The 26238-nt window shown below is 30.9% G+C and carries 19 protein-coding genes and 1 other annotated feature; of the genes, 13 read left to right on the top strand and 6 right to left on the bottom strand.

Features of this window, described 5'->3' with window-relative positions; translation table 11 throughout:
* Positions 1–2 precede the first annotated feature (2 nt).
* The 4 genes from J2Z44_RS10645 to hypE all read left to right on the top strand — a co-directional run bounded on the left by J2Z44_RS10645 (position 3) and on the right by hypE (position 2644).
* The gene (locus J2Z44_RS10645; protein ID WP_021283730.1) at positions 3–239 is read left to right on the top strand and encodes a HypC/HybG/HupF family hydrogenase formation chaperone; all 237 of its coding nucleotides are present in this window, start codon (positions 3–5) and stop codon (positions 237–239) included.
* On the top strand, positions 232–1320 hold the full coding sequence (hypD, locus tag J2Z44_RS10650) for a hydrogenase formation protein HypD (RefSeq protein WP_021283731.1): 1089 nt from the start codon (positions 232–234) through the stop codon (positions 1318–1320). The genes J2Z44_RS10645 and hypD overlap by 8 nt, the downstream gene beginning before the upstream one ends.
* A 6-nt stretch (positions 1321–1326) precedes the next feature.
* Positions 1327–1458, top strand: a complete 132-nt coding sequence (locus J2Z44_RS21820) for a hypothetical protein (RefSeq protein ID WP_278245297.1) — start codon at positions 1327–1329, stop codon at positions 1456–1458.
* 193 nt (positions 1459–1651) lie between these two features.
* Positions 1652–2644 carry a hydrogenase expression/formation protein HypE gene (gene hypE / locus J2Z44_RS10655; RefSeq protein ID WP_209649559.1) on the top strand — a complete coding sequence of 331 codons (993 nt, stop codon included), beginning with the start codon at positions 1652–1654 and terminating at the stop codon, positions 2642–2644.
* Positions 2645–3059: 415 nt separating this feature from the next.
* On the opposite strand, the gene J2Z44_RS10660 is transcribed toward hypE, so the two are convergent.
* Positions 3060–3752 carry a TetR/AcrR family transcriptional regulator gene (locus J2Z44_RS10660; protein ID WP_021283978.1) on the bottom strand — a complete coding sequence of 231 codons (693 nt, stop codon included), beginning with the start codon at positions 3750–3752 and terminating at the stop codon, positions 3060–3062.
* Positions 3753–4233: 481 nt separating this feature from the next.
* Between J2Z44_RS10660 and J2Z44_RS10665 the strand changes: the two genes are divergently transcribed.
* On the top strand, positions 4234–5769 hold the full coding sequence (locus J2Z44_RS10665) for a BCCT family transporter (protein WP_209649560.1): 1536 nt from the start codon (positions 4234–4236) through the stop codon (positions 5767–5769).
* Between the two features lie 109 nt (positions 5770–5878).
* Here J2Z44_RS10665 and J2Z44_RS10670 read toward each other — a convergent pair whose 3' ends face one another.
* On the bottom strand, positions 5879–7306 hold the full coding sequence (locus tag J2Z44_RS10670; RefSeq protein WP_209649561.1) for a DEAD/DEAH box helicase: 1428 nt from the start codon (positions 7304–7306) through the stop codon (positions 5879–5881).
* A 351-nt stretch (positions 7307–7657) separates the two neighbouring features.
* The gene (locus tag J2Z44_RS10675) at positions 7658–8584 is read right to left on the bottom strand and encodes a diacylglycerol/lipid kinase family protein (RefSeq protein ID WP_021282830.1); all 927 of its coding nucleotides are present in this window, start codon (positions 8582–8584) and stop codon (positions 7658–7660) included.
* Between the two features lie 317 nt (positions 8585–8901).
* On the opposite strand from J2Z44_RS10675, the gene J2Z44_RS10680 reads away from it, so the two are divergent.
* From J2Z44_RS10680 to J2Z44_RS10695, 4 genes are all read left to right on the top strand, one after another.
* The gene (locus J2Z44_RS10680) at positions 8902–9711 is read left to right on the top strand and encodes a ZIP family metal transporter (protein WP_021282829.1); all 810 of its coding nucleotides are present in this window, start codon (positions 8902–8904) and stop codon (positions 9709–9711) included.
* A gap of 486 nt (positions 9712–10197) precedes the next feature.
* Positions 10198–10764, top strand: a complete 567-nt coding sequence (locus J2Z44_RS10685; protein ID WP_021284267.1) for a helix-turn-helix domain-containing protein — start codon at positions 10198–10200, stop codon at positions 10762–10764.
* A gap of 13 nt (positions 10765–10777) precedes the next feature.
* Positions 10778–11587 carry a pyrroline-5-carboxylate reductase gene (gene proC / locus J2Z44_RS10690; RefSeq protein WP_021284268.1) on the top strand — a complete coding sequence of 270 codons (810 nt, stop codon included), beginning with the start codon at positions 10778–10780 and terminating at the stop codon, positions 11585–11587.
* 174 nt (positions 11588–11761) lie between these two features.
* The gene (locus J2Z44_RS10695) at positions 11762–13717 is read left to right on the top strand and encodes a sensor histidine kinase (RefSeq protein ID WP_021284269.1); all 1956 of its coding nucleotides are present in this window, start codon (positions 11762–11764) and stop codon (positions 13715–13717) included.
* A gap of 336 nt (positions 13718–14053) precedes the next feature.
* Here the strand turns inward: J2Z44_RS10695 and epsC are convergent, their stop codons facing one another.
* Positions 14054–14569 (bottom strand): serine O-acetyltransferase EpsC, encoded by a 516-nt coding sequence (epsC, locus tag J2Z44_RS10700; RefSeq protein WP_021284270.1) that lies wholly within the window; start codon positions 14567–14569, stop codon positions 14054–14056.
* 18 nt (positions 14570–14587) lie between these two features.
* Positions 14588–15496 carry a cysteine synthase A gene (gene cysK, locus J2Z44_RS10705; RefSeq protein WP_021284271.1) on the bottom strand — a complete coding sequence of 303 codons (909 nt, stop codon included), beginning with the start codon at positions 15494–15496 and terminating at the stop codon, positions 14588–14590.
* A 272-nt stretch (positions 15497–15768) separates the two neighbouring features.
* Positions 15769–16006 (bottom strand) — a binding site (T-box leader).
* 627 nt (positions 16007–16633) lie between these two features.
* Between cysK and J2Z44_RS10710 the strand changes: the two genes are divergently transcribed.
* Both J2Z44_RS10710 and J2Z44_RS10715 read left to right on the top strand, forming a co-directional pair.
* Positions 16634–20761 (top strand): S8 family serine peptidase, encoded by a 4128-nt coding sequence (locus J2Z44_RS10710; protein ID WP_021284273.1) that lies wholly within the window; start codon positions 16634–16636, stop codon positions 20759–20761.
* Positions 20762–20908: 147 nt separating this feature from the next.
* Complete coding sequence (locus tag J2Z44_RS10715; RefSeq protein ID WP_021284274.1) at positions 20909–23299, top strand: tetratricopeptide repeat protein; 2391 nt, start codon at positions 20909–20911, stop codon at positions 23297–23299.
* 489 nt (positions 23300–23788) lie between these two features.
* Here J2Z44_RS10715 and J2Z44_RS10720 read toward each other — a convergent pair whose 3' ends face one another.
* Positions 23789–24835, bottom strand: a complete 1047-nt coding sequence (locus J2Z44_RS10720; protein ID WP_021285498.1) for an FAD:protein FMN transferase — start codon at positions 24833–24835, stop codon at positions 23789–23791.
* Positions 24836–25265: 430 nt separating this feature from the next.
* Here J2Z44_RS10720 and J2Z44_RS10725 point away from each other — a divergent pair, with 430 nt between their 5' ends.
* Together J2Z44_RS10725 and J2Z44_RS10730 are read left to right on the top strand one after the other, a co-directional pair.
* Positions 25266–25664: a NusG domain II-containing protein gene (locus J2Z44_RS10725; protein WP_242833453.1), complete on the top strand. Its 399-nt coding sequence runs from the start codon at positions 25266–25268 to the stop codon at positions 25662–25664.
* 9 nt (positions 25665–25673) lie between these two features.
* Entirely contained in the window at positions 25674–26201 is a 528-nt protein-coding gene (locus J2Z44_RS10730) for a Gx transporter family protein (protein WP_021285500.1), read from the top strand.
* The last annotated feature ends 37 nt before the right edge of the window (positions 26202–26238 follow it).

Here is a 26238-nt window from a genome sequence, read left to right on the forward strand (position 1 = left end):
TTATGTGTTTAGCAGTATCAGGAAAAATATTAGAACTTAAAGAAAGTAGCGCCGTGGTGGATATAGGAAATATAAAGATGAAAGTAGATATAAGCTTAATAGATGAAGCTAAAGAGGGAGATTATATTTTAATACATGGAGGCTTTGGGATACAAAAGGTTGATGAGGAATATCATAGCTTTCTTCAAGAAACCATAGACCAAATATACTATGAGTTTGAGGGAGGTCCTAATGCGTGATAGCATAAACTTTTTAATAGATAAGATAAATAATCTAAGCAGAGAAATGGAAAGTAAAGAAATAAGTATAATGGAGGTTTGTGGCACCCACACTCATATCATATATGAAAATGGAATAAAAGAAATCCTTCCTAAAAATATAAGGTTATTATCAGGACCGGGGTGTCCTATATGTGTTACAGACATAAGTTTTATAGATAATGCTATAGCTATGACAAGGCTTGGAGCTACTATAATAACCTTTGGAGATATTGCAAAAGTTAAAGGTAGTAGCACTTCCCTTTGGGAGGAAAGAAAGAATGGAGTAGATTTAAAACTAATTTATTCTGTTAGTAGCATTATAGAAATTTGCAAGGAAAATACACATAAGTTATTTGTGTTCTTAGGCATAGGCTTTGAGACTACGGCACCTTTAATTGCAACCATAATTAAACGAGCTTATGAAGAAGGAATAAAAAATCTTTATTTTTATACTTCTATTAAGGTTATGCCTCCAATTATAGAAAAACTTATAAAAACAACTTCTATTAATGGACTTATTCTTCCGGGTAATGTGGCAGTTATACTAGGGGAGAGTGAGTTTAGAGGCTTATTTACTAATACAAAAATACCGGGAGTTATAGCTGGTTTTACTCTAGAAGATATTTTAATATCCATATATTACATTACTAAGCAATGTATAGATATGGATAAGGAAAAAAAGAAAGATATAAATCTTTATAATGTTTACAAGTCCTTTGTCTCATTTCAAGGTAATGAAAGGGCAAAAGAGACTTTAAAAGAAACTTTCCAACTAGAAACTGGATTATGGAGAGGTATGGGAAGTATTCCGGCGTCAGCATTAGTTATAAAAGATAAGTACAGAGAGCTTAATGCTATAGGTAAGTTTGGATTAAGTGAAAATAGTTTGGATAATAGTAATAATATTTTAGGTTGCAAGTGTTCTGAAGTAATCATGGGCAAGACTACACCTTATGGATGCAGTCTTTTTAGAAAGGCATGTAATAGCGAAAATCCTATTGGTCCTTGTATGGTATCTATGGAGGGTGCTTGTTATTGCGCTTATAAATTTGGGGGTTAGAAGTTTTTGAGAAAAAATTCTACAATAATTTTAGTTAGGAATCAACGACATTTTAAAAATGGCTTTTCAGCAGTATTTGTTTTGTTATTTAGTTATGAGGAGATTTTAGCAGATAACAAAAAATGTACAAGTTTATAAAAATATAATAAGAATTTACAAATAAGAAGGGGGGAAGTTGCCAACGTTATAGTAACCTTATATATGTCCCATGCGTTGTATGGGAATTTAAGTTCTCGGAGTGTTATATCAAATGAAAAGCTGGCTTTAGTAAAATCGGATACATTGAACAGAGAATTAAACAAGCTTTATAAGGGTTTGGCAACGGATAAGTATGGATACTATAAGTTTAGTCCATGGTGAAGGTGGAAAACATACTCAGCAGTTGATAAAAGAACTATTTTATAAGGAGTTTTCTAATGACAACCTACTTAAGGATAAGGATGCAGCAGTTTTAAGCCTTGAAACTCAAAGTATAGCCTTCACAACTGATTCTTTTGTAGTAAATCCTCTGTTTTTTCCCGGGGGAGATATAGGAAGACTTTGTATTTCTGGTACTGTAAATGATCTAGTCACTTCCTTTTCAATTCCTAAGTATATTAGTTTAAGTTTAATTATTGAAGAGGGTTTTTCATTTAAAGCTTTAAAGGAAATAGTTGCTTCAATTAAAAAAACTTCAGAAGAAGCAGGGGTTACAATTGTAACAGGAGACACTAAAGTAGTAGAAAAGGATAAAGTGGATGGTGTTTTCATTAATACTTCAGGAATAGGAATCATTGCCCATAGTTTGAAGGATATTATTAAATCAGGGGATAAAATAATTATAACCTCAAATATTGCAGAACATGGAACAGCAATTGCAAGTAGTAGATATGGATTAGAAGTTATTGGTGATATAAAAAGTGATGTAGCACCATTAAATGACTTAATTTCTGTGCTTTGGGACTACAGGGAATATATAAGACTGTTAAAGGATCCTACTAGGGGAGGCGTTGCACAATGTTTTAATGAAATTGCCTCAAAGTATAGTGTAGGATTAAATATTTTAGAGTATAAAATTCCTATTAGAAAGGAAGTAAAAGCTTTAAATGGAATTATTGGATTAGATCCATATTATTTAGCATCAGAAGGAGTAATGGTTTTGATAGCAGATGGGCCTATGGCTATTGATATAGTACAGCAGTTGAATAAGGATGAAAAATACAAAAATGCTGCTATTATTGGAGAGGTTACAGAAGGGCATAAAAAGGTTGTTTTAGAAAATAGTCATGGTGGAAAGCACGTACTTAGAGAGTTAGAAGGAGTAATGCTACCAAGAATATGTTAAGAACTTATAGATAGGTTTAAAATTTCAAGAATACACTGAGAACTTTAAAGCCATATTTACTAAATTAAGTAGGAGAGATTATTAATGAAGCAACCAATAATAAAAATGTAAGGCATCTGAAAATAAATAATAAGTCGAAGATGTGAAGGCTATTTTGTGTTCACAAGCAAGCTTGTGCAGGCAAGGAAACAGGTTCCGCAGATAGTGGGGCTATCAAAGGGTTCTGTTGACGCAGTATAGCAGAAAATAGACGAGCAGATTGACTTAATTATTTTTTGAAGATGCCTAAATAGAAAATAAAGATTGAAGAAATAAAATACTATACCCTGTGATAAAGTGTATTTTTAAATACATCTTATTACAGGGTATAGTTTATTTATAAAGTAAATATTAACTATTATACAAAGAGTAAATTTTATTGTAATTCTGCAAACTCAGGAAGCATATTTTTAGCTTTTAAGTTATAATAATGCAGGTTATTTTTTATATAAGTAAGAATAATTTCAAGAGCATGGTCTTTATTATAACCATCAATATTATTTGTAACCTTCATTAATAAACCTTCAAAGAAAATAACTATGGATTTACTTAATATCTCTAAATCCTCTTTTCTTATATAACCATCGTCCACACAAACTTTAAGAATAGCAATATCACGGTCTACGATACAATCCTTACTTAACATTGGAAGAAGCACCTGTGGCAATTCTCTAAAATCATCAGGATAAAGCTCATAGTATTGTTTCATTGTATCCTGTACACTATGAGGGTTTTGGTCAAGAAATAAAGATTTAAATATTTTTGGATTGTTAAAGGCATGAATAGAGAAACATCTCCAGATTTCTAAATAATTTATTAGTGAAGAATTTGTTTCTTTAATATAGTTAGGTAAATCATGAATATAATCATTATAATATTTCATGCTGGCAAAAAAGATTACATGGTTTAAGTTGTTAAAATATTTGTAGGCAGTAGCTACATTATACCCTGTTAGTTGAGCTACTCTTCTAGCTGTTACATTCTCAATTCCTTCTTCTTCTATAAGTTTTTTTGTCGCATTAACAAATGAAATCATCATTTCCTTTTTTTCTATTGCTGACTTAGTCATAAGAATTATCCCCTTTTCCCATAATATATATAGCGTCTATTATAACACAATTTACTATCTTAATAAAATAGGGTTTTTACGTATTTAATATTATTTAACATAGATTTTACTTGCAGTAAAATAGAGTTTGAAATGATTGCATAAATTAAATTTAAATAATTATGAGAATTATATTAACTTAAGGGTAGTATGGTGTAAAATAGAAGGGTAAATGAGATTTAGTTAGCAAATGATGGGGAAAAGTAATTTAGTGATGAGTAAGAGATATAAGCTATAGAAGTATGGATTTCTGCTTTACATTCGCCTTACTATTGGTTGAGAGTAATAGTTAATGTGACATGGCTTTTCTATAGGAGCTAAATCAAGGATTAAGTTAAGTATGAATCTAATCTTAATTACCTTATGACTTTTGAAAAATGAATAAATTAATCCTTCACTATGAAAGTTTATAACCATAATTTAAGAAGTTGGAGTTGTACACATGAATAAATATTTAAAGTCAGAAGTTTATAAAGTAAAAATGGAATTATTAAAAAGAAATGCTTTATTATTTTTATATTTATTTTTAGTAGTCTTAATTTTATTAGCTAGTGCTACAGGTAAGTTTACAATTGGAACTATTTTTAATACTATGATGAAGTTTATAAATGACAAATTTGCAATAGCTTATTTGATATCTATGAATCTTTTTATTATTTTTTCTTTTATTATAGCCTTTAGCAAGTTTGGAAATATAAAGTTAGGCTCAGAAAATTGTGAGCCTGAATATACCTTTGGTAGCTGGTTTGCTATGCTATTTGGTGCTGGAATGGGGATAGGATTAGTATTTTGGGGCGTTGCTGAACCAATATTTCACTTTACATCTCCTTTAGGAAGTATCACAGCAGGCTCTGAGGAATCGCTAAACTTTGCGTTTATAACTTCTTTTATGCATTGGGGAATTCACCCTTGGGCAAGTTATAGTATTGTAGGCCTTTCTATTGCTTACTTTCAATTTAGAAAGAATACACCAGCTTTAATAAGTAGTATTTTTATTCCTCTTATAGGAGAGGAAAAATCAAAGGGATTAATAGGAAAAACAATTGACTTTCTTGCTGTATTTGCAACTGTGTCAGGGGTTTCTACTTCTTTAGGAATGGGTACTATGCAAATTAATAGTGGGCTTAATTATATTTTTAATATACCAGAAAATATAAGAGTACAATTGATTATTATAGCTGTAGTTACTTCTATGTTTATCTTTACAGCAGTTAGTGGTATAGGGAAAGGTATTAGTATTATATCCAATATAAATTTATTTTTAGCTTTTGGAATAATGCTCATATGCTTTATAATAGGACCAACTGGACAAATTTTAGAAAACTTAGTAAAACAAACTTATAATTATTTTAAAAGTTTCGCAGGTACAAGTGTGCAACTACAGGGGTTACAGCATAAAGAGTGGCTAGGTCAATGGACTGTATTTTACTGGGCTTGGTGGATATCCTGGACACCTTTTGTAGGAATGTTCATTGCGAGAATTTCTAAGGGGAGAACTATAAGACAATTTATAGTGGGGGTTATTGGAGCACCTACCTTAGCTTCTATTATATGGTTTTCTATCTTTGGTACTTTAGGTACAAATCTTGGAATAAGAGGAGTTATAAGTGTAGAAACTTTAAAATCTATTGCGTTGGTTCCTGAGACAGCTTTTTTTAAGATTATAAGTTATTATCCTTTTAGCAGTATAGTATCAATTATAACCATGGTTTTACTTTGTACATTCTTTATAACCTCAGCAGACTCAGCTACCTTTGTTTTGGCAATGTTCACTTCAAAAGGTAATTTAAATCCTTCAAATAAAAAGAAGGTGCTTTGGGGACTAGTTGAGGCATTGTTAGCCGTTGGACTTTTACTTTCAGGTGGCTTGCAGGGGTTGCAAGCTATGGCTATTGTAGCAGCTTTTCCGTTTATTATAATTATAATCCTAGGCTTTATCTCTTTGTGTAAGGCTTTGATTAAAGAAGATATAAAATAAAAGAGAATCATGAAATAAATATTCGTCAATTTTATATGAGCAAAGCCCTGCATAAATAGAAGAAATAGTTCTCTATTAGTGCAGGGCCTTTATGTTATTTATACTTTGCTTAATTATTTCTTGCTCTTTGAATTTTTGTAGGTTTTCCCTTAAGGTTTAATTCCTTCATGGTTTTTAAAAGTTTAGGTCCATCACCATTCAAAATATCTACATGGCTATAATTATCAAATACTTCAATTACTCCTATGGATTCGCTGGGAATATTACCGCTGTTTATCAAAGCGCCTACAATATCTCCTCTGCGAATTTTCTTTTTCTTTCCAGCATTTATGTATAGCTTCAATACTTCCTTAGGTGAAGTATTTGTTTTTTTAATTATAGGTCTTACTTGAGTTTGAGGTGCTTTTTCTATTTCTTCCTTAGAAGGCGGTGTGGCTCTTGGGATTTCCATACCAATAAACTCTTCAATGGATTTTAGGAACTTTTCTTCATAAGGAGTTACAAAAGTTATTGCTTCACCCAAGTTTCCAGCTCTTCCAGTCCTACCGATTCTATGAACATATGCCTCAAGTTCTAAAGGTATATCATAGTTTATAACGTGGCTAACTCCAGTTACATCTATACCTCTTGAAGCCACATCTGTTGCTACAATGAAGGAATATTCCCCCTCTTTGAAAGCTTTTAGAGCGCTGAGTCTATCTTGTTGAACCATGTCTCCATGAATTTCTGTGACAGAGTAATTAGAAGCTCTCATTTTTGATGCTAAATCACTTACATTTTTCTTAGTTCTGCAGAAGAGGATACATTTTTCCATAGCCTCCACAGTAATTAAATCTTTTAGTAGTTTATATTTATCAATCTCATTTATAAAGTAGCAACGTTGATTAATTTTTTCTACTGTTAGTTTATCAGGCGTAATTTCAATAACCTCTGGATTTTTCATGTACCTTACTATATGTTTTTGAATTTCTTCTGATAAGGTGGCAGAAAACATTAGAGTCTGCCTAGCTTTAGGAACTTTTTTAATTATGTCCTCTACCTGTTCTATAAAACCCATATTTAGCATTTCATCAGCCTCGTCTATCACTAGGTAGCGTACTTGTTCTAGGTTTAGGGTTCCTTTAGTTATATGATCCATAGTTCGCCCAGGGGTACCAACTACTACATGGACTCTTTGAGATAGCTTGGTTTTTTGTATGCTTATTGGCTGTTTTCCATAGATTGAAACTGCATTAATTCTTTTATATAAACCTAGGGTAGAGAAATTTTCAGTAACTTGAACTGCAAGCTCTCTAGTTGGAGTAAGCACAAGAGCTTGAACTGCATTTTTTTCTATCTCTAAGTTTTCCAAGATAGGAATTGCAAAGGCGGCAGTTTTACCACTTCCGGTTTGAGCCTTAACAATTACATCTTGCCCCTTTAGTGCAGTAGGAATTACTTCACTTTGAACAGGGGAAGGGTTCTCATAGCCAAGTAGTTTTACAGACTTTATAATATTGGGATTTAAATTAAAATCTTCAAATGTTTTTTTATTCATATTTATTACCTTGTCCTTTAGTTATTGTTATATTGTAAGCTTATTTACTATTATTTGCAAGTTATCAGCTTCTTATAAGGTAATCTAATAGATTTAGGCATTTTCAAAAAAATAAATAAGTTAGTATGTTTGTCTAGTTTGAGTTATACTGCGTCAACAGAACCTTTAGATAGCTCTACTATCTGCGAAACCTGTTTCCTTGTCGCACAAGCTTGCTTGTGAACATAAGCCTGCTTATGAACATAAGCTTGCTTATGAACTAAAAATATCCTTCACATCTTTGACTTGTTATTTATTTTCAAATACCTTAGAGAAAATAAAGCTCTTGGTAAGAACCAAGAGCTTAAAGAACTATAAGTTAATAGCATCTTCTAAAGAAGAATTCCAGAGTAAACTTTCTTGTGGCAATATTACATTTAATCCCTTATGAATTACGGAAAACTCAGCATGATTTGTTCTAAGAAGTTCTCCATCTACGTTTAATGCAAACTCTTTTGGAGAAGATATAATAGCTTTTTTGCAGTTGTGATAAGAAACCTCTTTGATATCTTTAATATTCCCATCAAAAGCCTTTTTTAAAGATATCAGTAGCTTCAAAATAGTAACCTTTTTCACACTGCATATATCTAGGCTTCCATCAATAATATTTGCCTCGGGAGTGATAAATACTCCACCACCGTAGCATTTACCATTGGATACTGCAAAAAGAAAGGTTTTTTGGGTTATATGATTATTGTCTACTAAAATTTTTAAGTCCATTGACTTGAAGTTAAAAGCAGTATAAAAAATGCTAGTTAAATAAGAAAGGCTATTAGGGAAATATTTATTGTATTTAAATTTTCTAGCATTATAAGCTACTTCAGCATCAAAGCCAACAGAAGAGATATTAAGATAGTATCGCCCATTCACTGAAGCTAAGTCAATAGAACAAGATATTCCATTTATTAGCGAATGAAGATAATCTTCAAGTTTCACATTTTCATAGAGAGTTTTAACAAAGTCATTCCCAGTACCACAAGGAATAATAGAAAGGAAGCTACTAGTACCAACTAAACCGTTTAGAACTTCATTTACAGTACCATCACCGCCAATAGCAAATACATGGTAAATGCCATTAGAACAGAACTCTTTTACAATTTCCTCACCATGATCCTTATATTGTGTTAATTTTATATGAAACTCTGCATCTTTATTCTTAAAGTATTCTTCAATTTTACTAATATATTCTAATCCTCTACCTTTACCTGCAACAGGGTTTATTATAAATAAGTATTTCATAATTGTATGCTCCCATGTAATAAGTTTTAGATTTTATAGTTGATAAGAATTATTCAGATACTAAAATATGTTTATACATATATTTTAACATTATTTGAACATAAAGTCTAAACAAGATAAATAAAAAATAATAACCACTTTATAAATTTTGAATAGGATATAGTAGTGACAATTTCACTAAAAGTTAGATTAAGGTAACTTAAAAAATAAATAAAGCAGTATGACTGGCTATTTTGAGTTATGACTTATTTTCAGATGACTAATGGATAATTTGTTTCATTAAATTCATACCTAGGATAATAAAAAGAGGTGGTTTTATGGAGTGGTTTTTAAGCCTGAATCCTATATTTCAGGCATTACTTGCAACTTTATTTACTTGGGGGGTTACAGCAGCAGGTGCGGCACTGGTATTTTTCTTCAAGAATATAAATAAAAAGCTTTTAGACGCAATGATGGGGTTTGCAGCAGGAGTTATGATTGCAGCAAGCTTTTGGTCCCTTTTAGCACCAGCTATCGAAATGGCTAGTGAGGCAGGAGGAATAGTATGGCTTCCACCTGCTGTAGGATTTATCGGTGGAGGAATATTTTTGCTTACAGTGGATAGAATTCTTCCTCATTTACATGTAGGGTTTAAAACAGAAGAAGCTGAGGGGATAAAAACCAGCTGGAAAAGAAGTGTTTTACTAGTTCTAGCAATAACTCTTCATAATATTCCAGAAGGATTAGCAGTGGGTGTAGCTTTTGGTGCTGTAGCTGCAGGGCTTCCAACTGCAAGTATAGCTAGTGCTGTAGCTTTAGCTATAGGAATTGGAATTCAAAATTTTCCAGAGGGGGCAGCGGTATCTTTACCTTTAAGAAGAGAAGGATTTTCAAGGCTAAAAAGTTTTGTTTATGGGCAAGCATCAGGTATTGTAGAACCAATAGCTGGAGTATTAGGAGTAGTAGCAGTAATGGCTATGAGATCCTTACTACCTTATGCTCTTTCATTTGCAGCAGGAGCTATGATTTTTGTTGTAATAGAAGAATTAATCCCAGAGTCGCAGTTGGGCGGGAACACAGATTTAGCAACTATAGCTACTATAATGGGCTTTGTTGTGATGATGGTTTTAGATGTAGCATTAGGATAAAATAGTTATAAGTTATTAATTTAAAATTCCAATATCAAAAAGATTTATTGCATAATGTATAAAAGTCTTCAATAATGCGAAAGCCATGTATAAATAGAGATTAAATTGATCTATTATACATGGCTTTGCTATATAGAGAAACCTCTTTAGAACTGCATAATCTAAGTGAAGAGAGGATTTACTTATAAAATTAAACTTGAAATGTTTTTTAGTTTTTATTTATTCTTTTAACATTAAGTTAAAAATGTTAATAAACTTAAATGTAAATATTATATAGACAATTTATATACTTTTAGGTAATAATTATTATATTAAAGGTTTATTATATATAATAATTAATATAGATTTATAAAGTATACAGTAATATATGTAGAAAATACTTATTTAGAGATTGAGGTTTTATCAAAAGCATATAATAAACATAATCCTTATAACTTAAATTAAATAAGTTTAAAATAATCATACAGCTAAAGAGGTGGAGATACATTGAATAAAGTTATTGGAAGTAAAGTTAAAGAATTAAGAACCCAAAAAAAAATGACTCTAAAAGAGTTAAGCGAAAAAACTAATTTATCTACAGGATTTCTTTCTCAACTTGAAAGAGGGCTTACTAGTATTGCTACGGATTCACTTTTGAGTATAGCAGAGGCTCTTGAGGTGGAACTTTCTTATTTCTTTTCAAGCGCTAAGAGAAAAGAAAGAGTTATTCAAAGAAGCTATGAAAGGGAAGTATATAACATAGATAACTGCTTATATGTAAATTATGTTTTGTCAAATAGCATAAACGATAAAACTATGTTACCTAGGCTTATAGAAATATTACCTAACTCTAGCGATGAGGAATTATCTTCTTTTCATCATGAAGGAGAAGAATTTATCTATGTGTTAGAAGGTATTCTAACTTTATTTATTAATAATGAGAGACAAAACTTATATCCTGGTGATTGTGCCCATATTGATTCTAAAGTATGTCATAATTTTACTAATTATACGAATAAAATTACTAAGATATTAATTGTGAGCATTCCTAACCATTTAAATGATACTAAATAATTAGGAGGATCTTATGAACAAAAGAATTGGCTTTATAGGCACTGGAAATATGGGAAAAGCTATGATCGGAGGTATAATAAATTCTAAGCTTGTTCCAGCTAGTAATGTGTTCGTATATGACTTAGATGAGAATAAGCTAAAAGCTTTAAATACAGAATTTGCTGTGGAAACTTTAAAAAGTGAGGAAGAAGTAACAACGAATTCAGATATACTATTCATAGCAGTAAAACCCAACATATATGATTTAGTGCTAGAGAAAATTAAGAAGCGTATTACTAAAGATAAAATTATTGTTACCATTGCAGCAGGAAAAACTATAAAAAGTGTAGAAGCTGTTATAGGTGAGCAGTGTAAGATTGTAAGAACTATGCCTAATACTCCTGCGCTAGTTAATGAAGGTATGAGTTCGCTTTGTGCCAATGAAAAGGTTTCAGAGGAGGAACTTACCGAGGTTAAATCTATTTTTGAGAGCTTTGGGAAGGCAGAAATACTACCCGAGTATCTAATTGAAAGCGTAATAGGTGTTAGCGGGTCCTCACCGGCATATACCTTTATGTATATAGAAGCTCTAGCTGATGGAGCTGTACTTGCAGGTATGGCTAGGGATAAAGCTTATAAATTTGCTGCTCAAGCAGTATTAGGAGCTGCTAAAATGGTTTTAGAAACAGGTAAACACCCTGGAGAATTAAAGGATATGGTATGTTCGCCTGGAGGTACAACCATTGAGGCTGTTAGAACCCTAGAAGAGAAAGGATTTAGAAGTGCAGTAATTGAAGCAATGGTAAATTGCATGGAAAAATCTAAGGAAATGAATAAAAAATAATATATTTTAGATTGAAGATATATTGCTATAAAATTAATACATAAAACACCCTTATAATATGAATAATTATTATGAGGGTGTTTTATGTATGAGCAAATTTATAGTTAGTGAAGGTTAGAATAGAATAAAATCGTTTAGAAGTTAAGTATAAAGAAATAAGTAAAGGAGGTTATTATGAGATATAGAAGTAAAGTTTTAATTTTTCTATTAGTTGTTATTTTATCAGTGATTTCTAATATAACAGTTTATGGGCAACCTATGAAAAAAGAAAAGTTACATGAAATTCTTATAATTAACTCCTATGATAGAGAACAACTTTGGGAGAAAAATATTATTTCGGGACTTCAAAAGAATTTAAATGGAAAATTTAACGCCAGATATACAATTGAATATTTAGATATAAAAAATAATAACTCTAAAGAATATCTAAAGGAATTAAGTGATATTTTAAAAATAAAATATGAAGGAAAAAAGTTTGATTTGGTAGTAGCTTTAAATGACGAAGCATTGAACTTCACAAGAGAATATCATAATACAGTATTTAATGAAGCCCCTGTGATTTTTATTGGAATAAATGAAGAGGTAAAGTTAACCGCAGAAGAAGCAGGATACTTTACAGGACTTTCTGACAATGCAGATGAAAGATTGAATATAGACCTTATAAAAAAGCTTTATCCTGAAATTAAAATCATAAATTTTATTTTAGATGATACTGTTTACTCAAAAAATACTAAGAAAAGACTGGAAAAGCTTCAACCTTACTATTATGATGTACAGTTTAATTACATAGAGGGGACTAGAATAGAAGATATTGTTGAAAAAGTCTCAAATACCCCTAGACCATTTGCAAACTTAATAATAGGAGTTTTTTCAGATGGGGCTGAAAAGGAATCTCTGCCTAGGGAAGCAGTGGAGAAATTGAAGGGAATAAGTCCTTATCCTCTATTTTCAAAATCCCAAAACTATTTATCACAAGGGGTTTTGGGTGGAAAGATGGATTTAGGTGAGGAACACGGTAAAACCGCAGGAGAGATTGCTATAAGGATTTTTAGGGGAGAAGCAATAAAAAACATACCTATTATGGAGGAACCCCCTGGAACTTATATGTTTGATTATGAACAAATGAAGAAGTATGGAGTTGCTATTAGTGAGATTCCCCAGAACAGCATAATCATAAATAAAGGTGAATATGAAATGATGGTTATTGCTGGTGGGAAGGGTAAAATAATATTAGTAATGAATATTTTAATAATAGTAATTTTGATAATAATATTTTATACCATATATCTGAGGAAAAGAGGAGAAAATGATAGGAAAACTTATAATGAAGTTTTAAAGTATGATAAATTGAAAACTGAATTTTTTTCTAACATTTCCCATGAATTAAGAACTCCACTAAATGTAATATTAAGCTCAGTACAGTTACTAGATATGTATATAAATCAAGGAAAAGTTATATTTCAGGATGAAAATTCTAGAAAGAAAATAACCTACATAAAACAGAATGGATATAGGCTTTTGAGACTAGTCAATAATATAATTGATATAACAAGAATTGAATCAGATTTTTATGAATTGCAATTAAAGAATAAAAATATTGTTGAAATAATTGAAGATATAACCCTGTCTGTAGCAGATTATATAGAAGATCACTCTATTAATCTCATCTTTGATACAAATGTGGAAGAAAAAATAATGGCTGTAGATGTGCAAAAAATGGAGAGAATAATGCTTAATTTGTTATCTAATGCAGTAAAGTTTACCCCTAAGGGAGGTAATATATTTGTAGAATTTATTGATGAGGATAAAACAGTAAAGATTATAGTTAAGGATAATGGCATAGGAATTCCAAAGGATAAGCAAGAAATAATATTTGATAGATTTGCCCAAGTGGACACCTCTCTTTCAAGAAATAGTGAAGGTAGTGGTATAGGTTTATCTTTAGTGAAAGCTTTGGTACTTTTGCATAGAGGGACAATAAACTTATACAGTGAAGAGGGAAAGGGAGCTACTTTTATTGTAGAATTACCAGTGAAGATTATTGAAGATGAAGGATTATTACCAGAAGAGAGTACTAATACCGAATTGAAAAACAAAGTTATATTAGAGTTTTCGGACATATATGACTAAATTTAAAGAAAGTGAAAATAGTTAATTTCATCATAGATTTTTTACTATATAGATTCAATTTATGATTATTCACTTTCTAAGAATGGTATGAAGAGATAAGAAGTAATAGGTAGAAAATGTAGATAATTCCTTGAGTTTTGTCAATAATTATTATATTTTTACTACTGCCTGTTAACTAATATATAAATACTATTTTATTCAGTTATGTCATAACCGAAGTGATTTATGTTTCAACTTGAGAAATACTCAATATAGATTAATAGCAAGATAAAATAAGGATTTAGTATTATATAAAAGCCTCATACTAAATCCTTAACTTTTATTTTATAGAAATGATCAAATAATATCCTCTAAAATTTTGCCTGGGATACCAACTACAGTTTTATTCTTTGGAACAGACTTTAAAACTACAGAATTAGCTCCAATTTTTGAATTTTCACCAATTTCAATAGGACCAAGAATTTTAGCACCTGCACCTATTATAACATTATCTCCAATGGAAGGATGGCGCTTGCCTTGTTCTGTTCCAACTCCACCTAAAGTAACACCATGATAAATTGTAACATTGTCCCCAATTTCAGCGGTTTCGCCAATTACAACTCCCATGCCGTGGTCTATAAATACTCTTCTCCCAATTAAGGCTCCAGGATGAATTTCTATGCCTGTAAGAAAACGTGATATTTGAGAAATTAATCGAGCTAAGAAGTACAGTTTTGCCTTGTATAGTTTATGAGAAACCTTGTGGAAAAGCAAGGCGTGCATTGAAGGGTATAGAATTACCTCCATTACACTCTTAATTGCAGGATCTTTGTGCATTATATTATCTATATCTTCTTTAAGTCTATTGAACATATCACCACAACCTAAATATTATTGAAAAAGACCCATGGATAAATATTTTTCACCACTATCTGGTGCTATAACAAGTATTTTTTTATCTTTTCCTAACTCCATAGCAAGAGCTAGAGCGGCAGAAACAGCGGCTCCAGAGGAAATACCTACTAAAATTCCTTCATTTTTTGCAAGTAGTCTTGCAGTATCAAAAGCATTTTCATCACTTACTTGTGATATTTTATCAACTATTTCCTTATTGTAGTTTTCAGGGATAAAACCAGCACCAATTCCTTGTATTTTGTGTGGAGAGTGAGTTCCTCCAGATAAAATAGGGGATTTTTCTGGCTCAACAGCATTCACAATTATTGAATTTTTCATTTCTTTTAATTTTCTTCCAACTCCAGTTATAGTACCAGCAGTACCAACCCCAGCAACAAAAGCATCTAAATCTGGAATATCCTTTAAAATTTCCTCAGCAGTAGTTGCGTAGTGTTTTTCAGGATTTGCTACATTCACAAATTGTTGAGGTATAAAAAATGTATCATCTACAGCAATTTCTTTAGCTTTTTCTATAGCACCCTTCATACCCTTAGCACCTTCTGTTAAAACCAGTTCCGCTCCATAAGCTTTAATCATATTTCTTCTTTCCATGCTCATAGTATCTGGCATTACAATAATAACTTTATAACCTTTTAATTTTCCAATCATGGCAAGAGCAATCCCAGTATTACCGCTTGTAGGTTCTACAATTACACTATTTGGTTTTAAAAGACCTAAGCGTTCTGCTTCCTCTACCATTCCCATAGCAGCTCTATCCTTAACGCTTCCTGCAGGATTGTATTTTTCAAGTTTTACGTAAACCTCTGCCATTTCATTACTTACTATATTGTTCAATTTTATTATTGGGGTATTTCCTATCATTTCTAACACATTATTATATAACATTTTCTTTCCTCCTTAATCTAAATACAAAAATTTTCAAACTTAATACAATATTGGATTCTATTGAGTATATTTCAATTCAAAGTAAAATTAAGCCTTACTAATCTGAAAATTAAATGGGTAACATTAAATATATAATAAACTTCTAAGTTTCTTAATTATTAATGTAAATTTTAACTGTATAATATAACTTTAAATTTAAGCGCTTAAATTTTCATATAATATAAAGTTAGTATAACCAGAATAATAAATAAAAAAGCCTCGTCTCTATAATATATAGAGACGAAGCTATGTATGCATTCGCGGTTCCACCCTAATTAGATATAAAATATCCCACCTCATTCAGGTACAAAAATACCTTATCGCTGTAACAGGCGAACCTGGATAGCCTTACTAAATCTTCAGACTTCTGCTCCAAAGGGCACTTCATATAAATCCTCAGTAGAAACTTCACACCACCGTTTCCTCTCTGTAACCTATATTTATATTACTTTCCTTTTTCAATGCATTTAATTCTTAGTTAATTACTCTGATTTCTATAATTATATTATATGATAAAAAATGATTTTGTAAACCCCCCCTAGAGAAAAAAATATTAAGACTTTATTTGTTTTGAAAGAGAGGATATTATCCTTTTTAGTGATAGTAATGATATGGATATAAAATCCACTGTAGATTTAGCAAGAGCTAAGTCGCAGGGCCTTAAAGTGTCAGTAAAAATTGACTTGACAGTTCCAACGATTGAAATAATAGGAGGAATTCTGATTTTTATTTTTATTTTAATATTTAAATTATATTTAAAATAAAAGTTGAAATTATAGAGTGATAATTCTTGCATTAAATTTATAAAATATGTAAAGAGGAAGAGACATTGCTCTAATGAAAATATTAATATTTATCTTTAGTTAATGTGATTAAAGTTCTAAAATAAATCATATAATATTGAAGTTTTCATTAAAACTATCATAAAATACATTGAAATTATCAAAAAAAAGTTCATAAAATGAGAAAAATGTAAAAAAAATATGAATTGATTTTCTTGAAAATAATGAAGTGTAATATTATAATTTATTGCAAGTTGAGTTTTAATTAATATTAAAATTCCGAATTAAATGAATGTTTAAATAGGGGGGTTAAGAAATGAAAGACACTTTTAGAAAAGGTATGTCAAAAACTTTGGTGTGCTTAATTGCTGCGTCTACCATGGTAACAAGTGTACAAGCTAGACAAGCTAAGGCTGAGGATTCATTAGAGAAGGTACTAAAAGAGGCTATTTATAAAAACATAGAAAGCAATGTGGCAAGTAATGATAAATTTGCAGGTGTACCTCAAAAAGAAGAAGTTAAGGATGATAATGCTAATGTGAAAGCAGAAGATCCAAGTGAAGTTGTAAGAGTAATAGTTCAACTAGAAGCTCCAGCAGCAGCGGATACCGCTGAAAACGGAAAAGCTACTATGGCTCAAGTGGATGCAGTTAAATCAACACAGTTAAAGGTTATGACTGAAGCTAAAAAAATACAAGGCTCTAAAATTAGACACTCTTACGGAAACTTAATTAATGGCTTCAGTATGGAAGTTAAAAGGGGCGAAATAGAAAGCTTAGAGAAAATTCCAGGAGTAAAAAAGGTTACTGAGGCAAAGAATTATTATGTTGATATGAATTACTCAAAGGAATTAACCCAAGCTAAAGAGGTTTGGGAGCAGTATAAATATCAAGGGGAAGGAACATTAATATCGATTATTGATACAGGCATAGATCATAATCATAAAGATATGAGACTTGACCAGGATGGTAAGGATAAAGCAAAGTTAACTAAATCTGCAGTTGAAAAGAAAATTGAAGAATTAGGAAGAGGAACATATTTAAGTGATAAAGTTCCATTTGGATATAACTATGCTGATAAGAATATTACTGCGAAAGACCTTACAGATAGTATGCATGGAATGCACGTTGCAGGTATAGCAGCAGCAAATGGTGAAGATAGCGAAGTTGAGAAAGGTGCTGCTGTTGATGGGGTTGCACCAGATGCACAGTTATTAGCAATGAAGGTATTTTCTAACGGACCATTAAGTAGTGGGGCGTGGACAGATGATGTAGTTGCGGCTATCGAAGACTCTGTACTTTTAGGTGCTGACGTTATAAATATGAGCTTAGGATCAAATGCAGGTTTTATGGATCCAGAAGATCCAGAGCAAATTGCTATAAAAAGAGCAACTGATGCTGGAGTATCAGTAGTAGTTTCTGCAGGAAACTCTCAGTATTCTACAGCACCATATAAATTTGACTCAATGAAGGATATTGGAGTAGTAGGTTCACCTGGAGTGGCTAAGGATACACTTCAAGTAGCTAACTTTGAAAATAACAATGTAACTTCGCCAGCATTAACTTTAAATGTTGATGGTGCTAAGGGTGGAATGTTTGGATACACTCAATCAGATGTTCCAGTTAGTGTAGCATTTAAAGCTGATCAGCAGCTTGAAGTTGTACACTGTGGATTAGGTAAAGTAGAAGACTTTACTGGAAAAGATATTAAAGGCAAGATTGCATTGATAGAAAGAGGAGAAATTGGCTTCCTTGACAAAAAAGTAAATGCTCAAGCAGCAGGGGCAGCAGGGGTTATTGTTTATAACAATGCAGCTGGTGGCGAGTCTTATATCAGCATGATTGCAAATCCAGATGCAAAAATTCCTGGAGTATTTATAAAACGTAGTTCAGGATTAAAGATAAAAGAAGCTTTAGATGCTAAGAAAAAGGTTGCATTAGTATTTGGAAATGAAACAGTTTCAGAAGCTAATGCAGATGCCGGAGACTTCGATGATAGTACATCTTGGGGAACAGCTCCAAATCTAGAGTTTAAACCAGAAATATCTGCACCAGGGGGAGATATTTACTCCACAGTAAATGATAATAAATATGAAACTATGAGTGGTACATCAATGGCAGCACCACATGCAACTGGTGGACAAGCGCTTATAATTCAAGGAATCAGAAAAAACAATCCAAATATTAAGGGTAGAGATTTAAGTAGACTTGCTAGATTTACAGCAATTAACACTGCTCAAGTAAGAATGGATAAAGAGCATCCAGATACACCTTATTCACCAAGAAGACAAGGTGCTGGAATGATGCAAATTAAAAATGCTATAGAAAACAGTGTTATTTTAACTTATAAAAAAGATGGTAATGCAGTAACAGCATTAAAACAGATAGGAAAAACTACTGAGTTCGAATTACAGCTTGAGAACTTAGGAGATAAAGAAGTAGCTTATAAAGTTTCACATTTAGGTGGAGTTTTAACAGATGCTAAATTAACTACCTCATCTAAAATGCACTACGATGTTCAATTAGCTGAAGATCAAGCTAATGTTAAATTCAGTAATAATGAGATTAAAGTACCAGCTAAAGGTAAGACAACAATTAAGGTTACATTAAATGTCACTGATAAAGTAGAGCTTGAAAGATTTATAGAAGGATTTATTAAGTTTGAAGCTACAGGTGCTCCAAGTTTAGTAATGCCATACATTGGATACTATGGAGATTGGAGTAAGGAAGAGATCATCAACGTACCAGTATGGAACTTTAATGATCCAAACTTTAAGCCACAAGATCATAATGAAACATTACCACAATCCTTTATGACAACAATGGTGGGGGATAAAAATAATTACCTTGGTTATGAAGGTAAGGATGAAGATGGAAATGTTATAATAAATCCAAATGATATAGTAATTTCACCTAATAAAGACGAGGCTGGAGATCAAATAATTCCATATCTATACCACTTAAGAAATGCTAAGCATACAGAAGTTGTGGTACTAGATAAGGATGGAAAAGAACTTGGACAAGTAGCGAAACAATCAAATATTAGAAGAAAAGTATATAATGCTTCAAATGGCTCAGGTAAAAAGGTATCTGGTTTTACAGGACTTTCTTGGGATGGTACAATCTTTAATAAATCAACTGGAAAGTATGAGGTAGTAAAAGAAGGTCAATACACAATTGATATTAGATCATCTGTAGATTTAGTAAATGCAAAACCACAAAGCTTTAAAGTGCCTGTTAAGGTAGACTTAACAGCACCAACTGTTGAAATTATAAATGTAGCTAAGAAAGATGGAAATATATATAATGTTCAATGGAAAGCAGAAGATCAAGGATCAAAGGTTTTACAAGAGGGTTATGCTATAGCTGTTAATGGTGAGTTAATTGATGTTGATGACGATAAGGTTTCTTATGATGAGAAGACTAAGACTTATAGCATAGATATTGCATTAGAAAAAGGTTATGAAAGCATCTCAGTTGGAGCTATGGATATAGCTTATAATATGGGACATGCAACTAAGTATGCTGAAACTAATGAAACAAAAGTTGTATTTGATGGATTTGATGGTTCATCATTATCAGTAACTGAGTCACAAAATTATGAATTTACTGGTAGGTTAACTAAACAGCCAAAGGCATTTAAGTTAAATGGTAAAGATGTAATTATAAACAAAGACCTAACCTTTAGCCATGAAGTTAAGCTAAGTGAAGGAATTAACCGTATTACTTTCTACCTTGAAGATATGGCTGGAAAAGTAACAGAGTATGCTATTAAGGCAGAATGTGATACTGTTGATCCAATGATTACTCTTGATATGGCAAATGTTGTGGAAAATGATATTTACATTAAAAAGGGTGAAGCTAATGTAACATTAAATGGAGAAGTTTCAGATAACACCATGGGTTATAAGTTCTCTATAAATGGAAAAGTTATATTAGATACAAATAATGTTGATGTAGTTGGACATAATGCAAGAACTTTTAGTGAAAAAGTTGATGTAAAAGTGGGTGACACTATTGAATTAAAAGTTACAGATGCTTATGGACATACTACAGTTAGAACTCTTACAGTTAAAGAGTTTAAGGGTTGGGCAAAGCAAGCTAATGGTACATGGAAGTACTATGATGAGGCTGGAAATGAAGTTAAAAATGGCTGGAGATTAATAAACAGCTATTGGTATTACTTTAACGCAGATGGAACTATGGCAACAGGCTGGAAACAAGTTAATGGACACTGGTACTACTTATATGAAGGCGGGGATATGGCTCAAGGTTGGATAAACCTTAATGGTTATTGGTATTACCTTCATAAAGGTGGAGATATGGCAACTGGATGGACAAATATTGGTGGATACTGGTACTATTTCTATGAAGGTGGAGATATGGCTAAAAATACTAAAATCGATGGGTATAAAATTAACGCTGATGGAGTAAGAGTAAAATAATCAGTATAAAACTTAAAAGGGAGCGAACTTCGAGTTCGCTTCCTTTTTTAGGTTTTAACCATACTTTTTATATACTTTATACTAGTAATTTAATATAATTAGAAGTATATAGTACATGTTGTAAGTATATAGGAAGGAGGGTTAGTGGTGATATTAACTCAACAAATAAACTTTTTAATTCAGTGCAGAGAAGATATGGAGAAATTTAATCTATATCTTAGTGTGGGTGATAAAAAAATAAGTTGTGAACCATCATTAGCTTTAAAAAATTATTATAAGTGGAGTCTTAAGTATTTATATAAATCTGAAATTGATGACAAGGAAGCAGAAGATTATTTCAAGAAGCTTATAGAAAAAGAAGATTATAAGGCTTTAATTAAATTAGAATATACTGATTTTAAAAACTTAGTGGTAGCGTATTATTCATTAGGGGAATTATATTTTCATGAGAAGAAGCAGGAATTAGCTAAGGAGTATTTTGCTAAAGCTATTGATATATTGCAGGAGACGTTAAAATCAGGAAATAGATATGCACATTCTTTAATGATTGAAAAAGACGATGTGAGTTTTTTTGAGCTAATGATGTGGGCGAAAAAGAATTTAGCTGATATGAATGAAGAGGTTACAGCAATAGAGGAGTATGAGGGGATTGTTAGTGAAGGAGAATTTCTTTATCTTCAAAAAAACTATGGCATATACTTAAAAGCCAAGGAGTTTAATTTGTGTGATAAGGCATATGAGTCCTCAAGAAATATTTTAAAGGTATATCCAGAGTACGAGGGAATTAATATAGACGCTGTAAAGTTTTTAAAGCAATGCAATGATTATTATAATGCCTTAGAAATTGCTATCAATGAATATAAAAGAAGTGAAGAAGACCAATGGATTGAACTGGTTAAGGAATTGTGTGAAAAGCATGAGAGGTTCAATATTCAATGTGTAGAAAGAGTTATTAGTTTTATGGATTTAATTCTATGGAATTTAAAGTTAAGTCAGTGGGGACAGCTTACTGTAAAACTTTATGAAGCTATAGATGAGTGGGATACTGCCTTAAACATACTTGTAAAATATTTAAAGAAAGCAATAGAAAAGGTTAACTATAAAACATCAGATTTTTCTCACTTCCCATACTGTGTGGACATTGTGGATAAAATATTTAATCATGTTAAGCTTCATAGGTATGAAAACAAAGAGTTAAGGCTTTATGATTTTGACTTCACCTTCTTCTTAATGAATGCAGCCTTTAACAACAAAAGTTACGAGGCTACCTTTGAAAGTGCCACCAGGTTAAGTTTTATGCTAGAAGATAGTAAAGATAAAAATGATATAGGAGAGATTATTAGCTTATATAAAGAGGAAAGTCTTAATAATATAATTTTAGAAAAGGAAAAAATTAAGGAATATCCTTGGGCATACCTTCAAGAAAAGTTAGATTATTCTATAGAACAATATGAAAACCAAGAGAAAGGTATATCATTAAATTTTAATAAGAAAAATTCTAGCACTAAAGTAGAAGGAGATATTAAAGCTAGTTTTAATAATTTCTACAATTCCATGGATGAGAATATTTTAGGTATTAACTCAAATATGGCGGGAGAGGAAGAGATAATAAGTAATAAATTAAAGGTAATGGAAGAAGGTATTTACGAGAGTAAAACTATTGAAACTGGAATTACCACTGATTTAAAAGAGTTTAATGAAAAGATTAAAAATGATTTAGAGTTCTTAAAAGAGTATGCACAGAATAAAATGAATATCGCTTTGCCAGATTTATTAGAAAAAAACCTAAGTATAATTGATGAGCTAGATGATATAAAGACTATGAAAAGTTTAGCTGAAGATAAATTTAAAGAAGTTATAGTAAAGTGGTGTGAAGAAAATTTAAAAAGCCTCCTATGGGAGCAATTTAATGTATACTTATCAAAGTATAAAAATATTTATTTAGAACATATGGAAGTAGTTAAAGCCATTGAAGAAAATAGAAAAAATGTGGAAGTAGTTTTTCAAGGATTTAGTCAAGAGCTCTCACCTGTAGCAACTAAAACAGCAGAGGAGATTTTGGAAACTTTTAAAAATCATTATGATGAGTTTTTAAGTGGAATGGATTATGATATAAGCCTTCTTCCACAAGAAAAATTAATGCAGAATGTAGCTTATAGTGCAAAAACTCTATTTAAAAAACCAGAAGATAAGATAGAGAGCTTAAGAAGTAGGATTAAAACTACTATTATTGAAACAAAGCTAGATATAATTGGTAGGTTAATAGAGAATATTTTCAAAAACTTAGAACAGTTATGTACAGTTCTTCAACAAGAAATTCAAGGGTTATTAGAAGAAATTGTGAAGTTCACTAGAGGAGATGTAGAAGTTATACAAAAAAACTACGATAAAGTTAGTCTCTATTACCAGGAATTAAAAAACAGTAATGAGGAAATGGGGCTTTTATTAAGTTTTATACAAATTGAACTAAATAAATATAAGCTTCAAATTTCACATAACATTATTTATAGCAATGGTAAGTGCTATGGAGTAAGATAAAATATATAAGTTGAATTTCAATTTTAGTTAACTTTATTTTTATTATAACTCATATTCCGCTGAACTTTTAACAATAGTATGCTATTTTAGATAAGAAGTTGTAATATAGTAATTTTGTTACTTTGTAAAAAGTTGATTAATTGTAATTTTATATATAACTTGGGTCATATATCCATTTTATCCATGGAATAATGTATATAAATTACTTTATAATAACTTTAAATCCAGTAATAACTATACATTTATTACAAAAATAAACTACAAAATTACCAAAAATAGTTATGCGAAATATGAGTTATAAAAAATCCTTCTTAAATTATTCTACTGATTTTAATTGAGAATAATTTAGAAGGATTTTTTTAAAAATAAATTTATTTTGGTTAATTCTTACACTTAGGCATAAGTGATAATAATCTCCATAAAACATAATTATTTAATTCTAAAGAAGGATTTGACAAAAATTATTTTAATAATAGTTCATGATAAGTTTTAAATTTTTATTTTATACTTAGTTGAAGTAAGATGAAAGTTGTTCTTTAAACCTTCAGTAAGGTAAAGATTATAATCTTTTGACACAAATATAGCCTCTACCCCAGGTTGTGAATTTACAAATTCTAACCCCTTTTCAATACCTAGAGCAAATAAAGTTGTAGATAGTGAGTCACCATCAATGGATTTATCTGATAATATGGATACACCTAGTATTTCATTTTCATAAGGGTAGCCAGTTTTAGGATTTAATATATGGTGATATTTTTTGCCATTAGACTCAAAATATCTTTCGTATATACCAGAGGTAACTATAGACTTATTAACAACTTCTATATAGCCAATACTTGCACCTCTAGCATCTTCAGGATCTTGAACCCCAATCTTCCAATTAGAGCCATCTAGTTTAGAACCTAAGGCAAATATGTTTCCACCAAGGTCTATTATGGCACTTTTTACATTGTTTTCTGTAAGAATTTTAGCAACTTCATCAGCAGCATAACCTTTTGCTATGGCTCCCAAATCAATTATCATATTTTCTCTTTTTAAAAATATTGTTTTATTAGTTTCATCTAAAACTATATCGTTATAATTAATTAGGGAAAGCTTTTCTTTAATTTCTTCTTCAGAGGGAACTTTTGCAGCATCAGTTCCAATTCCCCATAGTTTTACTAGAGGACCTACAGTAATGTCTAAAGCACCTCCAGAAAGCTTTGAATATTTTAATCCCTGAGCTACCACTGTAAAAGTATCATTAGTAACTTTTACAGGTTCTTTTCCAGACATATTGTTAACCTTATCAAGTTCAGTGCCAAGTTTGTTAATGCTTAAAATATCTTCTAGCTCCTTAAGTCTGGTGAAGGCCTTATCAAGAATTGCTACATCTTTAATATCATATAAGCTTATAGTACAAACTGTACCGATAATAACTTCTGTTTTAGTTAAAGGTTGTGTAGGTTCGGTTTTTTCATTAGATGTGCACCCAATTAAAGAGAGAGACAGAGTACAACATAACATAAATACAAGAATGGATTTTAAAGTTTTCATTTCATCCTCCTATTGTATAGAAAATAATATTTTTAGTATGTACTTAAAAAGAAAATAAATTATAACTGTTTATTGATAAAAGCAAAATTGTCTTTCTAAGATAATATTAAAGAATAATCTATAATAAAAATATTATAAGAGTTTCATTTCGACATGTAAATACAAACCGTAGGAGTAAGGGATTGTTGCTATAAAATCCTTCATGAAAGTGAATACTATAAGAATATTTTATGTTATACTAATTAATGTGTTTAGGAATTATTATATGATTAAACTACAAATAGTAGCTAGCGTAAGAATTACAATGGGCAAGATAACTATTAACTTGTTAATATAAATTCACATTAAAATATGGAATATTATATACGTTAGTTATGTGATATAAGAATTAAATAATAATTGTGCTAAAATTATAGCTAGAATGGATGATATGATGAAAATAATAAAAAAATGGGATGTAATAATTATTGTGCTTTTAGTTTTAATATCCTTTATACCTTATGGAATTTTTATCTATGGGGAGTCTTCCAATAATGGAGAAGTGTACGCAATAATTTCCGTAGATGGAAAGGAACAACAGAGAATAAGATTAGATAACAATACTACCACAAAGGAGTTTACTGTAAATACAAAAGATGGTTATAACATAATCAAAGTTGAAGGAAATAAAATTGGGGTAATAGATGCAGATTGTCCAGATAAGATTTGTACACTACCTGGACTAGTAAATAGAAGCGGAGAGAGGGTTGTGTGCCTTCCTCATAGAGTAGTTATTGAGATAAGAGGTAGTAAGAATACCGAAGATAAAGAAGATTTTATTTCACGTTGAGGTGATTAGATGAAAAGTGCTAGAAAAATGACTTATATATCTTTATTAGTAGCTATGTCATTGGTGTTACATATATTCGAGAATATGATTCCAGTTCCTTTTATAACACCAGGAGCAAAGCTTGGATTAGCTAATATAATTACTGTTATCGCTTTGTATACTTTGGATTATAAAGAAGCCTTTTTAGTGTTGTTTCTTAGAATACTTTTATCTGTAATGTTTGGTGGAAGTATATCTAGGTTAATGTACAGTCTAGGAGGGGCAATTCTTAGTTATTTAGCCATGGTTGTAGTAAAAAAACTAGGAAAACACCATGTCAGCATTATTGGGGTCAGCTCAGCGGGAGCTGTATTTCATAATATTGGACAACTAATAGTAGCGGCATTGATAGTTCATACTTTTGGGGTAATGCTGTACCTTCCTATTATAACTATAGCAGGTGTAGGTACGGGGATTTTTGTAGGATTAACCTCAAATTTTGCTGTAATTCACTTAAGAAAAATATCAAAGCAAATGGGCTTTGATTTCGTGAGGTAATATTAGAATTGTTTATTATTTAATAGGTTAGAGAGGA

This window comes from Clostridium punense (assembly GCF_017874425.1).
Lineage (GTDB): Bacteria > Bacillota > Clostridia > Clostridiales > Clostridiaceae > Clostridium_J > Clostridium_J punense.